Consider the following 13,796-nt stretch of genomic DNA (forward strand, 5'->3'; position numbering starts at 1 on the left):
ACCCGGTCAAGTGTCGCAACCTGTCACGGGACAGGCCGATGATACAGTTTGTTACAAACTCTGCTCGCACGGGGGCCGGGTTGTTATTACTTTTCCTTTAGATACAACGCAGTTCGCAAATGCTTGTGCTGAAACGGTACCTTGCACCGCGACCGAGTGGAGATAAAGGTGAGCGATCCGAGCCCACACATTCTTGTCGTCGATGACCACCGTGATATCCGCGAGACCCTCGCCCGGTATCTGGTGAAGAACGGTCTGCGCGCGACGGCTTGCGAAAATGCCGCCGCCGCCCGCAAGGCGCTGAAGGCCGCGTCCATTGATCTTGTGGTTCTCGACATCATGATGCCGGGCGAAGATGGGCTGTCGCTGTGCCGTCATCTTGTCGAAACGGGCGCCATGCCGGTGATCCTTCTAACCGCCATGGCCGATGATACGGACCGGGTGATCGGTCTGGAAATCGGCGCCGATGATTATGTCACCAAACCTTTCAATCCACGCGAATTGCTTGCTCGCATCCGGGCTGTACTACGACGGACATCGCTGGTGCCAAAGGACCGCGACCCGATCGAACAGGACCGGATGCATTTCGACGGCTGGGCCCTCAATGTGACCCGCCGGGAGTTGACGGATCCGGACGGCATCGCGGTCGCGCTTTCCAGCGGTGAATTCCAACTGCTCTGCGCTTTTTTGAAACGGCCGAAAATGGTCCTGAACCGCGATCAGCTGATGGACCTTACCACAGGGCGCACGCCGGCCGTCTTCGATCGGTCCATCGACAATCAGGTCTCGCGTTTGCGCCGGAAAATTGAAGAGGATCCGAAAGATCCCAAGCTGATCAAAACCGTCTGGGGCGGCGGTTACATGTTTACGGCCGATGTGAAAGAGCAGGTGGAATGAACGCATCATCTCCCCGCTCCTCAGTTTTCCGGCGTTTATGGCCGCGCAACTTGGCATCCCAGCTCATCCTGCTTCTGCTGGCGGCAATTGTAGTCGTTCAGGCGATCTCGATTTACATTTTCCACGACGAGCGCCGGATTGCCCTTGTTGCCCTTGCCCGCGACAGCATCCTGGCCCGTGCGGTCTCTATCGCAGAGCTCCTGGAAGAAACACCGCCTTACCTGCACAGCAGGGTTTTGGAAGCCAGCAGCACCCGCTATGTCGCGTTCTGGACCGGCGAAGTACCACTTGCAAAGGAGCCGGGCAAAAGCCGGTTCGAACAGCGTGTGCAAAACTACGCGGCGCGGCAACTCGGGTCTGAGCGGACAATCCACATCAACCTTCATTCTGATGAGAAACGCGGCCCGTCCTGGCGCAACCGGGGTGATGACGGCAAGGAAAGCTGGCGCGACGTGCCTAAGTCCGAGCGGCCACGGCACCTGAAACGGGTCATGAACAAGCCGGAGGATCTGTCCCTTTCCATCCAGCTGAACGATGGCACTTGGCTGAACATGGCCACAAGCTACCGGCCGCCGCCCGGCGCCTTCATCCCCCTGGTTGTCCAGCTTTCACTTATGGGATTGGCGATCATCGGCATCGTTGCCTTTGCCGTGCGCCGGGTCACCCGCCCCTTGCGGGGTCTTGCAGATGCCGCCGGCCGGCTCGGGCGCGGCGAAGATGTCGACAGTTTGCCGGAGACCGGTCCGAGCGAAGTCCGCGCCGTAACGTCCGCCTTCAACGAGATGCAGGAGCGCCTGATCCGGTTTGTGCGCGACCGCACCCGGATGCTGGCGGCAATCAGCCATGACCTAAGAACACCGATCACCTCATTGCGCCTTCGGGCGGAGTTTATCGACGATGAGGAAAACCGGACAAAGATGATCGAGACCCTCGACGACATGGCAGCCATGGCCGAGGCAGCGCTCAGGTTCGCCAAAGACGATGCAAGTCAGGAGCCCGCCGAGCAGGCGGACCTGGGCGCTTTGCTGGAGAGCCTGGCGGACGACCAGCAAGACCTCGGCCATGCCTGCGAAGTTGATGTGGAGGAACGGATTGTCCTGTCGTGCCGTCCTCTTTCCTTGAAGCGCGCCTTCCGCAATCTCATAGAAAACGGCATCCGCTACGGCGGTTCGGTCAAGATTACGGCAAAGGCGCTGGAGGCTGATGTGATCGTCGAGATCTTTGATCAAGGCCCCGGCATCCCGGAAGACCGTCTGGCAGATGTCTTTGAACCTTTTGTGCGCCTTGAAGAAAGCCGCAACGAAGAAACCGGTGGCATCGGTCTTGGCCTTGCGATCGCGCGATCAATCATCCACGCCCATGGCGGCACGATCACGCTTTCCAATGTGGCTGGCACTGGCTTGAGGGTAGAAGTCCGCCTCCCAAAAGGGAACTGATCTGCGTCTTTCACGGTCTGGCCGACGGCACGGCTGCGTGCTAAGCATTTTGTCCAACAATTGATAAAGCTGATGATTTTCCGGCCGGGCGTTTTTCAAAACGCCTCCTTTATGTCTTTATGGCCGGAGGTTAATACCAAAGGGAGGACACCATGATCTCGATGAACCGCCGCAAGGCTCTAACGCTGCTTGGTGCTGCTGCAGCATCCACCACGCTGAGCGCCCCTGCAATTGCCAGCAACAAAAAGATCAAGGTCGGCGCGCTGCGCTTCACATCGCATTCGGGCAGCTTTGTTGCCTATGAGCGCGGCTATTTTGCAGATGCCGGTCTCGACGTTGAATTCAAATTCTTCCAGGCGGCCCAGCCGATGGCGGTCGCCATTGCTTCCGGCGACATCGACTATGCGGTGACAGCCGTTTCTGGCGGCCTGATTTCGCTTGCGGACAAAGGCGCGATCAAGGTGATCGGCGGAGCCTTGTCTGAAAAGAAAGGTGTCGACGGGCAGAAGATCCTCGCCTCCGACGCAGCTTTCCAAGGCGGTCTGAAATCCCCAGCCGATCTCGGCGGCAAGACGTTCGGCATCACGACGGCCGGCTCGTCCTTCCACTACATGGGCTCCACGATTGCTTCGAAAGAAGGTGTAGACCTCAAGTTCAAGCCATTGCAAAAGGTCGGTGCGATCATCGGCGCCCTGAAGTCCGGCCAGATCGATGCCTGGTCCATTGTTCCGCATATCGCCAAGCCGCTCTCTGGCTCCGGCGCGGTTCACATCATCGGTAATGTCGTTGATTACATCCCGGACTACCAGGTCACCACGGTCTTCACGTCGACCAAGAACGCTGAAGATGAAAAAGGCATGACAACGGACTTCCTGACGGCTTTCTCAAGAGGCGTTGCCGATTATGATGCTGATCTTGTTTCGAAAACCAACGGCGACGCCGGTGTGAACGAAATGGTCGATCTCATTCACAAGTATGTCTACACAGACCGTCCGCGGGAAAAGGCAGCTCCGTCGATCATCAATGGCGCGATGTACCTCAACGAAGGGGCAGCCCTGAACGTCACATCGATCGAAAACCAGCTGGCCTGGTTCCAGTCCGAGGATCTTGTGTCCAAGGACGTGACGCTGGATACACTGGTCGATCCGTCCTATGTCGAGATCCTGAAATCCTGATCAAATGCATGAAGGCGGGCGCCAAGCGCCCGCACTTCTCGGAGTAACTCATGGACCTACGTCTTGAGGGCGTCGGGCACGCTTATGACACTGTCACCGTGCTCGAAGACATCACGCTCGACGTCCCCAGCGGCCATATCGTGTGCATTGTCGGCCCGTCCGGCTGCGGAAAATCCACGCTTTTGCGATTCATAGGGGGGTTGGAACAACCGACCAAGGGCCGCGTTGTTCAAGTCGGATCGCCACCGCCAGGAAGTCTCAATCCGCTGACGTATGTGTTTCAGGATTTTGCGCTACTTCCCTGGCGAACCGTTGAGGGCAACATATCGCTGGTTCTGGAAGACCATGGCATCAAGGGTTCGGAATCGGGGGAGATCATTTCCGATGTCCTCGTGCGGACCAATCTCACCGGCTTCGAAAAGGCCCTGCCCAAGCAGCTTTCCGGCGGCATGAAACAACGTGTTGCAATTGCAAGAGCCTTGGCAGTCCGACCAGCGGTCATGCTGATGGACGAACCCTTGTCTGCCCTCGACAGCCAGACCCGCGAACTGTTGATGGACGACTTGGTCGGACTATGGACGCGGACACCCTTTACCTCCGTCTATGTCACCCACAATCTGGCAGAGGCCGTACGTCTTGGGAATTCCATCGTGGTCTTGTCGCGCAGACCGGGCAAGATCCGCGAGATCGTGACACTCGACAAGCCTCTGGAAGAGCGACAACTGGGTGACACGGACCTGGAAAAAACTCAGAAACACTTGTGGTCTCTTCTTAGGGAAGAAGCCCGGACCGCCGATACGGAATTGATCGATGGCTGATGCCTCTTTGTCAGAAAGCACCAAGGGCACGGCCCAGACCGTTCGGTTTCGCGGCGGCGGCTTTGCACCGAAACCGCGCCGTTGGACGGGCATCGCGGTTTTTGTTGTGCTCATTCTGGTTCTGGAATGGGGAACGCAGTCTGGCTGGATCTCAGCGCTGACACTTCCGAAACCATCGGACGTACTCGGTACTCTTGTCGAACTCTATCAGTCGGGCCAGTTCACGGCACATATGGCGCCCTCCCTGACCCGGCTGGCGGTTGGGGCCTTTCTGGGCGCCGCGGCCGGGATCGGAACCGGCATTCTCATCGGATTGTTTAGCTATGTCCGCTCAGGGCTGGTGCCTCTGATCGCGGCTCTGTTTCCTGTGCCGAAGATCGCCCTTTTGCCTTTGTTTGTCATCTGGTTCGGCATCGACGAGGGGTCGAAATACGCGCTGATCGCTTTTGGCACCTTCACGCCGACCGTCGTGGCGACCTATGGAGCCGTCGACAACGTCGATCGAACGCTGATCCGAATGGGGCAGAGTTTCGGCCTCTCCTGGCTGTCGATAGTGCGGAAAATCATTCTTCCGGGCGCCATGCCGGGTATCCTGTCAGGTCTCCGCATATCCCTGGCGATTGCCATTATCTTGCTGACGGCAGCAGAAATGCTGGGCGCAGAATACGGCATTGGCGCCTATGTGCTTCAGGCCGGATCGCTCTATGACCTTGACCGTCTTTTTGCAGGCGTCGTGATCCTGTCCCTGCTTGGCGTGATCCTCAACATGGTCATCGGATTCATGGAACGCAGGCTTTTGGTTTGGCGGGTCTAGAGCTGTCGGCATTTCAGATCTGGTCACGGCCATACGACGACCTATTTTTGGTGGTCTGCGATCACGAAACTTGCTGTGCAGGAGATCTCTCTGGAACAACTCTTGGACCTCATCAGCTCTTACGGCCCTTTGGTTTATGTGCTGCTTTTCGGCTACTGCGCGCTGAAGAGCGGTGCTTTGCCATTGTTCGCAGGGTTTGCTGCTCAAACGGGTGCCCTTGAGGTCGGCCCGGTCGCAGCAGCCACGTTTATGGGCGGGTATCTCGGCGATGAGTTGCGGTTCGGGCTGGTCCGCCGTTACGGGCTACCGGACCTGTCGCACCGGCCCCGTCTTCAACGCGCATTTACAACGGCCACCTCGTTGGTCACCAGGTACGGAGCGCTTTACGTCTTCATGTACCGGTATCCCAAAGGCATGCGCACCATCGGAGCCTTGCCGATGGGACTTGGGCCGATGCCCTGGCCATCCTTCACCGTTCTAAATGCTGCATCGGCAGCCCTCTGGACAGGAGTTTTGGTCGGTGCGGGCTACGTGTTCGGTGCGCAGGTTCAAACGGCCGTCGAGGGCGGATGGGGACTGGTAAGTGTTGCGTTGCTCGCTGCAATGGTTCTGGTGATCGGCCTTGCGTGGTGGCGATTGAGCCGGACGCCCCTCGCCTCTGCGAACTAACGGCTGCTAAGTTTCGCAGCAGACCGGACCCGTTTACGTTGAGATTCCAGCCCCTCCGGCTAGTGCCTCATCGACGGGCGACATGCGGACATGTCGCTCCTTTCCCCGTTCGGGAAATCGCCAGAATAGTCCTCAGGTTTCTTGAGCGGCGGCTTTTGGGTCGATGAACTTAGGACTGCTTCAATTTGCGCAGATCGAGGGCCATGAGAACTTCGTCAAAGGACTGCTCCCCAACCTTCAGGGCGCTGTTTTCAAGTCCATAGGGTTCAAACCCAAACCCCTGATACAGTCTGGCCGCCGGGATGTTATGCGTACCAACAGACAATTGGATTTGCTCAACTTCATCCTTCACCGCATCAATAAGCGTATTGACCAGCGCTTTTGCCAATCCAGACCCGCGGGCTTCCGGCTGCACATAAAGTCCCCAGAGGATACCCTTGTGCCGGACCTTCACCGCCCCACCGACGATAAAACCAACAATTCCAGTGATATGTTGTTCGTCAGCTCCTCCGCCGAGGATTAAGTTTGTCCTCAGTTGCTGCACGAATACTTCATCCGGCAGGGCTGCTTCTTCGTCATAGCTGGTCCCAAACAAGTCGGGATGCCGCTGCAAGCTCTCTAGCCGAATTTGCCTGTAGGTTGCGACATCCGCTTCCGACAGTCTGCGTATGAAAACGTCCATGTAGTCTCCTTACCGCCGCGCTTCCAGATCTCCCCGGTAAGTGGCCTCATCGACAGGTTCCAGCCACTCTGCGACGGACCCGTTTTCGGCTTCGTGGATCGCAAGATGCACCATGGAAACGTGCCGGGCTGCGCCATGCCAGTGTTTGACACCTGGCGGGATCCAGATGACGTCGCCCGGCATGATCGACAGCTTCTCCTGCCCCCACAAATGCACGAAGCCGGCGCCACTCAGGATTTGTAGGGTCTGGCCGAGGGGATGTGTGTGCCAATGTGTGCGGGCTCCTGGCTCAAAGGTCACCTTAACCGCTTGAACCCGTGCCGGCGCGGGCGCCTCGATCACCGGGTCCTGCCAAACGGTTCCAGTAAAATAGTCCGGGTTAGCCCGTTTTGTTGGCCGGGATCCCGCCTCATAAACCGTCAACACACTCATCCGGAGCTCTCCTGTGCCGTTTTACTCGATGCTTGCTTCTTTGGGCGTCGCCAGTTGATCAGAACTACACCGAATATGGCAAGGCAAATCCCGACAAACGTTTCCAGATCCAGTGTCTCGTTCAAGAAGACGATACCCAGAAGAACACCAATTCCGGAGCGCAGATAGGCCTGACTGGACGTTCCCATGGGCCCGATCGTGTTGATCAGACGGAAATAAATGAGGAACGCAAACGCAGTGCAGAAAACGCTGAGAATTCCCGCGGCCCAAAGGCTTTGAGGCGAAATCTGCAAGGTCCAGGGATGATCAAACATCAGGCTGAGCGGCAGCAGCGTCAGGGTCGAGCAAATGAGCGTCCCGGCAGCCGTGACCAGCGGCGGCAGATGGGCAAACTGGCGTCCCCGGATCGCGGCAATCCCGTAGAGTGCCGCGCCGGCGAGAACCGCGACTTGCGGCACAAAAGCACCGCCCAGACTCTCCAAAGCTCCGGTCCCGACAATCAGAACGATTCCCGCAATCCCGGCAAGGGCACCGAGAAGCTGCTGCCCCGCTGGCCTGTCACTGCCGGACATCAGGAAAAGGGAAAAGAAAAAGACAAACAGAGGAGAAGTGGAGTTCAGAACACTGGCGACAGCGCTGTCGACGAACTGCTGTCCCCAGGCCAGAAGCAGCCAGGGTCCTGTGCTGTTGACGATGGATTGGATAAAGAGTGCGCGCCAGGTGTGCGCCTCAGACGGCAATCGCAAACCGCGAAAACTTAAGATTGCGACCAATATCAGCGACGCCAATCCAACTCTGAAAGTGATCAACGTCAGTGGCGGAATGGTGTCGAGCGCAAGGCTGATCCACATGTAGGATGAACCCCAAAGGAGCGCGAGCAGACCCAGTAGGCCGAACTCCAGTCTCAGCCCGGTCACCTCTCTTGCCGATCATGCAAGGCGCGGCTGTCCGACGGCGCTTCCGCCCGCTCCGTCATACCGTAATCGCGCAGCACATGTGACACCCGGAGCCGGTAGTCCTCGAAATAGCTGTTCCGGCCGACCGATTGCGCCTTCCGGTGCTGGGTCAGCTGACGCCACTGATCGAGCGCCTCTTCATCTCTGAAGACGGACAGCGAGAGCAGCTTTTCCGGATTGGTCAGGCTTTGAAACCGCTCGACCGACAAGAAACCGTCGATTTCTTCGACCAAGGGCCGCATTTCAGCGGCCATATCGAGGTAATCCTGCTTCTTGTCTTCATGCGGTATGACCTCGAAAATGACTGCGATCATTGGTGTTCTCCCTCAAACCCGATCAGTTTGCCATGCGGTTTTGAGGCTAGTTTCAAGAACGTCCGGTCTTCTCTCAAGATGAATTTTTCGCGCATGGCAAAGGCGTAGTTCTCTTGTCCAAGCGGATCGGCGGAAAGCCGGGCCCGGTATGCTTCGTAGGCTGCCAAATTTTCAATGGAATAAACGCCATACGCCAGAGTGGTCGAGCCCTCACGCGGAGAAAAATACCCGATGAGGTCTGCACCACAGCGGGGAATCGCCTGTCCCCAGTTGCGTGCATATTCTTCGAACTGAGCCTTTTTGGTGGGATCGATGTGATAGCGGATGAAGCAAGTGATCATGGCGGCGGTCCTCTTTCGTTGTGCCGATCGTGGATGTGCCACAGTTGCCGCTTCGAATGCTTCGACGCGGATCGAAGCATTGTGACTGGCGCTCCCTGCCGCCACATGCCAATCTTACGGCCACACTTTGATGGAGATCGAACCATGAAAGACGGACCGGACATTGCACGGATTGGCGCACTCATTGGCGACCCCGCCAGAGCCAACATTCTGTCAGCCCTGATGAGCGGCAAGGCGCTCACTGCAACAGAACTGGCAGCTGAGGCCGGGATCACCGGCCAGACAGCCAGCTCTCACCTTAAAAAACTCATGGAAGGCGGGCTGCTCGCCCAGGCCAAACAGGGCCGGCACCGGTATTTCACTCTGGCAGGCCCGGAGGTTGGCACGACCCTTGAGGCCTTGATGGGGCTTGCGGCAAACAAGGGGCATTTGCGCACCCGCACCGGACCGCGTGATCCGGCCATGCGCACAGCCCGTGTGTGTTATGATCATCTTGCCGGCGATATGGCAGTCCGGATCTATGACAGTCTCGAAACGCGTGGCTATTTGACCACATCCACTGACGCCGGCGGGATTGCCTTGACGGAGACCGGTGAGGCTTTTTTGGCGACGATCGGCGTTGACCTTGCACCTTTGAAGGCCGCTCGCAGACCATTGTGCCGCCCCTGTCTCGACTGGAGCGAACGGCGCAATCATCTGGCCGGTGCGGTGGGAGCTGCCCTTTTGTCCCGCTTTCAGCAAAACAAATGGCTCCGTCGCGAACCTGACAGCCGCGTGGTTCATATATCTCCGAAGGGAGAGACTGAACTCAGGGCCTTGTTTCCAGTTTGATTGGAGGCCGCCTCCATATCCAGGCTCTTGTTCGGCCTGACCAAAACAAAACCCGGCCGAGGCCGGGTTTTCAGTGTTTCAAATTATCCGAAGTATTTTGTTTGTTTTTCCGCTTGGGCCGGATGCGGTACGGGGCCACTAAAGAGCTGTCTCAGCTCGCCTTGCGGCCCTGACGGGCTTCACGCAATGACCGGTAGAGCCGTGCGGGCAGCCACGGCAAACGGTCACGGTTGTAGTCCTGACGATGGTTGACCAGAAGTGTCTTAGCGACTTGCACAATCATTGTTATCTCCTTTCCCCGGAAACCGGGTGGGGTTCTTTTATTATGGAAACAAATTTAGCGCACCACGTGCACCTTTTCAAGGCGCACATTGTGCATTTTTTATGAAATTTCCTTTAACTTCCCGACGTAAAGCTGATCCAGCATGGCGAACGCAAATTGTTAGCCAACTTATCACTAACCATCGAAAAAAATCCCGCGGACAGGCCGCGGGAATCGCTCAATGCATAACAGATTGAAAGAGGTGATCTATTCCGCGGCTTGTAGCTGCGCCGGATCATAATTGAGGATTGGAGCGAGCCAGCGCTCAGCATACTCGACATCCCAGCCTTTTCTCCTTGCGTAATCCACGACTTGATCCTTTTCGATCTTCCCGACACCGAAATAGTGGCTGTCGGGATGTGCAAAATAGAGGCCGGAGACGGAGGATCCCGGCAACATGGCCCGGCTTTCGGTGAGTTGAATGCCCGTCAGCTTCTCCGCATCAAGCAAACGGAAGAGCGTGTCCTTCTCCGTGTGGTCCGGCTGTGCCGGATAGCCCGGTGCCGGACGGATGCCCTGATACTTCTCTGCAATCAGCTCTTCACTGGACAACGCTTCATCGGCCGCGTAGCCCCAAAGATCCTTGCGGACGATCTGGTGCAGCTTCTCGGCAAAAGCTTCTGCAAGACGATCCGCGAGCGCCTGGGAAAGGATTTTGTTGTAATCATCGCCCTGCTTGGCGTAACGGCCAGCAAGCTCGTCCTCGCCATGACCTGCCGTCACTGCAAATCCGCCGATCCAGTCATTGATGCCGCTGTCGAGTGGCGCCACGAAATCGCTCATGGCGACATTGGCCCGGCCACCGGACGTGCGGGCCATTTGCTGGCGGAGTGTGTGGAAGGTCGCCGCGACTTCGCCGCGGTTTTCACCTGTGTAAACGAGAATGTCGTCGCCAACCGCATTTGCCGGCCACAGCTTCGCAACACCGCGCGCTGTCAGAAGGTTCTTTTCGACGATCTCGTCCAGCATCCGCCGGGCGTCATCAAAAAGCGCCGTGGCTGCAACACCATAGCGGTCATCGGTCAGAACCTGCGGGTAGCGGCCTTTGATTTCCCAAGTCGCAAAGAACGGTGTCCAGTCAATCACCGGCACCAGTTCTTCCAGCGGGAAGTCGTCAAACACCGTTGTTCCCAACTGGTTCGGTCTGACGGGCGCCTTATCTTCAAAATCAACCTTAAAGGCATTTGCTCGGGCATCTGCCAACTGGATCCGGCGGGCGGCTCCCCGGCCAGCGGCATGCTTTTCGGCAATATCCGCATACTCCGTGCGAACCTCGCCATAGTATGGCGCACGTCCCCCCTCACTCATCAGCTTGGAAGCAACACCAACCGCTCGGCCCGCATCGGTCACATAGATCGCCTGCCCCTTTGCGTAATTGGGATGGATCTTCACTGCCGTGTGGATTTTTGACGTGGTGGCCCCGCCGATCAGCAGCGGTATATCCAGACCTTCGCGCTCCATTTCAGCTGCGACATGGCACATTTCATCCAACGACGGCGTGATCAGACCGCTGAGACCGATGATGTCGACCTTTTCCTGCTTGGCCGTCTCCAAGATCTTCGCAGCCGGCACCATGACCCCGAGGTCGATGACCTCGAAGTTGTTGCACTGAAGGACCACGCCGACAATGTTCTTGCCGATGTCATGGACATCGCCCTTCACCGTTGCCATCAGGATCTTGCCCTGAGAGGAATGACCGGTGAGACCCTGCTCTTCCTTTTCCTTCTCCATGAACGGCATCAGATAGGCGACGGCCTTTTTCATAACGCGGGCGGATTTGACCACCTGCGGCAGGAACATCTGACCAGATCCGAAGAGATCGCCAACCACGTTCATGCCGTCCATCAGCGGACCTTCGATCACATGCAGCGGACGGTCGAAGCTTTGACGGGCTTCCTCGGTATCCTCCACCACATAGTCGTCAATGCCGTGAACCAGCGCGTGCTCCAGGCGTTTGGCGACGCCCCAGGTCCGCCAGGTGAGATCGGCTTCCTTCTTTTTGCCACCCTCGCCTTTCCAGCGCTCGGCCGCGTCCAACATGCGGTCCGTCGCATCAGACCGGCGGTTCAGAACAACGTCTTCGCACAGCTCGCGCAGTTCGGCATCGAGATCGTTATAGACCGCCAGCTGACCGGCGTTGACGATGCCCATGTCCATTCCGCGTTTGATGCAGTGATAGAGGAACACGGAGTGCATCGCCTCGCGCACAGCTTCATTGCCGCGGAAAGAGAAGGACAGATTGGAGACACCGCCCGACACATGGGCATGCGGAAGATTCTCGCGAATCCAGCCGGTTGCCTCGATGAAGTCGACACCGTAGTTGTCGTGCTCCTCGATCCCTGTCGCGACAGCGAAGATGTTCGGATCAAAGATGATGTCTTCCGGTGCAAATCCTGCCTTTTCAGTCAGAACCTTGTAAGAGCGCGCGCAGATCTCGGTCTTGCGTTTAAAAGTGTCCGCCTGGCCCTGTTCGTCAAAGGCCATGACGACAACAGCCGCGCCGTAGCGCCGGATCAGCTTGGCTTGCTCCAGGAACGCCTCTTCGCCCTCTTTCAGGGAGATCGAGTTGACCACGCCTTTGCCCTGGATGCATTTCAGTCCGGCTTCGATAACCGTCCACTTGGAGCTGTCGATCATCACCGGCACTTTGGCGATATCGGGTTCAGCTGCCACAAGATTGAGGAAGGTGACCATGGCTTCTTCGGAATCCAGAAGCCCCTCGTCCATGTTGATGTCGATGATCTGGGCGCCGTTCTCAACCTGTTGGCGGGCGACGTCGAGCGCGGTGGCGTAGTCGCCTTCCTTGATCAGTTTGCGGAACCGGGCTGAGCCGGTGACGTTCGTCCGCTCGCCGACGTTCACAAAATTGACTTCCGGCGTCAGCGTGAACGGCTCGAGACCCGACAACCGCATGAACCGGGCAACATCCGGGATCTTCCGCGGAGCCTTGTCCTTGACCGCCTCGGCAATCGCCTTGATGTGCGCAGGCGTGGTGCCGCAGCACCCACCGACCATGTTGACGAGACCGGCGGAGGCGAACTCCTCGATGAGGCCGGCCATATGCTCCGGGCTTTCATCATATTCGCCAAATTCGTTCGGCAGACCCGCGTTCGGATAGGCACAGACGAGCGTATCGGCGACGCGGCCAAGCTCATCGACATGCGCCCGCATCTCCTTTGCGCCGAGGGCGCAGTTGAGGCCGATGGTCAGCGGATTGGTGTGGCGCACGGAGTTCCAGAAAGCTTCCGGTGTCTGACCGGACAAGGTCCGGCCGGAGAGATCGGTGATCGTGCCGGAAATCATCACCGGCAATTCCCTGCCGATTTCCTCGAACACTTCTTCAATGGCAAACAGCGCAGCCTTGGCATTCAGCGTGTCGAAGATGGTTTCAACGAGAAGAATATCCGCACCACCTTCGATCAGACCGCGCACGGCCTCAGCATAGGCGATCCGGAGATCATCAAAGCTGACGGCCCGGTAGCCGGGATTGTTTACATCCGGTGAGATCGATGCAGTCCGGTTGGTCGGCCCAAGCGCTCCAGCAACATAGCGGGGCCGGGACGGATCTTGAGCTGTTACCTGATCGCAGGCTTCTCGCGCCAAACGGGCGCTTTCCAGGTTCAGCTCATAGGCAAGGTCCTCCATGCCGTAATCGGCCTGGGCAATGGTCGTGGAGGAAAACGTATTTGTCTCGACGATGTCCGCGCCCGCTTCCAGATAGTCGACATGGATCTGACGGATGGCGTCCGGCATTGTCAGGCTGAGGAGATCGTTGTTGCCCTTGACGTCCGACGGCCAGTCCTTGAAACGCTCACCGCGATAGGCTGCCTCGTCCAATTTGAGCAACTGGATTTCAGTCCCCATAGCTCCGTCCAGCACGAGGATGCGGGATTTTGCGATCTCCTGAAGGCGCGCGAAGGCGTCAGACTTGGTCACGGGGATTTCCTACCTCTTGGCCATGATCCCGGCTTGAGGCCGGGACGGCTTTTTTTTGACATTGCCGCACCGGACTAGCTCCGGGCCGCGTTATTCCAAACTCGTGAGGTCCCGGTTCAAGACCGGGACAGTCGTTATACTAATGCCACCCCGGACCTGATCCGGGGCCCTCA

14 protein-coding genes are annotated in these 13,796 nt (G+C 57.8%); 7 read left to right on the plus strand and 7 right to left on the minus strand.

What is annotated here, in order from left to right; all coding sequences use genetic code 11:
• The first annotated feature begins 168 nt into the window (after nucleotides 1-168).
• The 6 genes from AC0J4F_RS22855 to AC0J4F_RS22880 all read left to right on the plus strand — a co-directional run bounded on the left by AC0J4F_RS22855 (nucleotide 169) and on the right by AC0J4F_RS22880 (nucleotide 5,809).
• Nucleotides 169-897, plus strand: coding sequence for a response regulator (locus AC0J4F_RS22855; protein ID WP_133952988.1), 729 nt, complete (start codon nucleotides 169-171; stop codon nucleotides 895-897).
• A complete protein-coding gene (locus tag AC0J4F_RS22860) occupies nucleotides 894-2,333 on the plus strand; it encodes an ATP-binding protein (RefSeq protein WP_133952989.1) in 1,440 nt (479 codons plus the stop codon). The genes AC0J4F_RS22855 and AC0J4F_RS22860 overlap by 4 nt, the downstream gene beginning before the upstream one ends.
• A 152-nt stretch (nucleotides 2,334-2,485) precedes the next feature.
• Nucleotides 2,486-3,508: an ABC transporter substrate-binding protein gene (locus AC0J4F_RS22865; protein ID WP_133952990.1), complete on the plus strand. Its 1,023-nt coding sequence runs from the start codon at nucleotides 2,486-2,488 to the stop codon at nucleotides 3,506-3,508.
• A 50-nt stretch (nucleotides 3,509-3,558) separates the two neighbouring features.
• Complete coding sequence (locus AC0J4F_RS22870; RefSeq protein WP_473024847.1) at nucleotides 3,559-4,326, plus strand: ABC transporter ATP-binding protein; 768 nt, start codon at nucleotides 3,559-3,561, stop codon at nucleotides 4,324-4,326.
• Nucleotides 4,319-5,140 (plus strand): ABC transporter permease, encoded by an 822-nt coding sequence (locus AC0J4F_RS22875; protein WP_133952992.1) that lies wholly within the window; start codon nucleotides 4,319-4,321, stop codon nucleotides 5,138-5,140. The genes AC0J4F_RS22870 and AC0J4F_RS22875 overlap by 8 nt, the downstream gene beginning before the upstream one ends.
• Nucleotides 5,141-5,215: 75 nt before the next feature.
• Nucleotides 5,216-5,809, plus strand: coding sequence for a DedA family protein (locus tag AC0J4F_RS22880; protein ID WP_473024848.1), 594 nt, complete (start codon nucleotides 5,216-5,218; stop codon nucleotides 5,807-5,809).
• Nucleotides 5,810-5,978: 169 nt separating this feature from the next.
• On the opposite strand, the gene AC0J4F_RS22885 is transcribed toward AC0J4F_RS22880, so the two are convergent.
• From AC0J4F_RS22885 to AC0J4F_RS22905, 5 genes are read right to left on the minus strand one after another with little or no spacing between them, the layout of a single operon-like run.
• Nucleotides 5,979-6,491, minus strand: coding sequence for a GNAT family N-acetyltransferase (locus AC0J4F_RS22885; RefSeq protein ID WP_133952993.1), 513 nt, complete (start codon nucleotides 6,489-6,491; stop codon nucleotides 5,979-5,981).
• A 9-nt stretch (nucleotides 6,492-6,500) separates the two neighbouring features.
• On the minus strand, nucleotides 6,501-6,923 hold the full coding sequence (locus AC0J4F_RS22890) for a (R)-mandelonitrile lyase (protein ID WP_133952994.1): 423 nt from the start codon (nucleotides 6,921-6,923) through the stop codon (nucleotides 6,501-6,503).
• Entirely contained in the window at nucleotides 6,920-7,840 is a 921-nt protein-coding gene (locus tag AC0J4F_RS22895; protein ID WP_133952995.1) for an EamA family transporter, read from the minus strand. The genes AC0J4F_RS22890 and AC0J4F_RS22895 overlap by 4 nt, the downstream gene beginning before the upstream one ends.
• Complete coding sequence (locus AC0J4F_RS22900; RefSeq protein WP_133952996.1) at nucleotides 7,837-8,193, minus strand: antibiotic biosynthesis monooxygenase family protein; 357 nt, start codon at nucleotides 8,191-8,193, stop codon at nucleotides 7,837-7,839. Before AC0J4F_RS22900 ends, AC0J4F_RS22895 begins: the two co-directional genes overlap by 4 nt.
• Nucleotides 8,190-8,534 carry an NIPSNAP family protein gene (locus AC0J4F_RS22905; protein ID WP_133952997.1) on the minus strand — a complete coding sequence of 115 codons (345 nt, stop codon included), beginning with the start codon at nucleotides 8,532-8,534 and terminating at the stop codon, nucleotides 8,190-8,192. The genes AC0J4F_RS22900 and AC0J4F_RS22905 overlap by 4 nt, the downstream gene beginning before the upstream one ends.
• A 144-nt stretch (nucleotides 8,535-8,678) precedes the next feature.
• On the opposite strand from AC0J4F_RS22905, the gene AC0J4F_RS22910 reads away from it, so the two are divergent.
• A complete protein-coding gene (locus AC0J4F_RS22910; RefSeq protein WP_133952998.1) occupies nucleotides 8,679-9,365 on the plus strand; it encodes a winged helix-turn-helix domain-containing protein in 687 nt (228 codons plus the stop codon).
• A gap of 151 nt (nucleotides 9,366-9,516) precedes the next feature.
• Here AC0J4F_RS22910 and AC0J4F_RS22915 read toward each other — a convergent pair whose 3' ends face one another.
• Nucleotides 9,517-9,648, minus strand: coding sequence for a hypothetical protein (locus AC0J4F_RS22915; RefSeq protein ID WP_286182913.1), 132 nt, complete (start codon nucleotides 9,646-9,648; stop codon nucleotides 9,517-9,519).
• A gap of 246 nt (nucleotides 9,649-9,894) precedes the next feature.
• On the minus strand, nucleotides 9,895-13,623 hold the full coding sequence (gene metH, locus AC0J4F_RS22920) for a methionine synthase (protein ID WP_133952999.1): 3,729 nt from the start codon (nucleotides 13,621-13,623) through the stop codon (nucleotides 9,895-9,897).
• Nucleotides 13,624-13,796: the final 173 nt, after the last annotated feature.

This window comes from Roseibium sp. R5 (assembly GCF_055755305.1).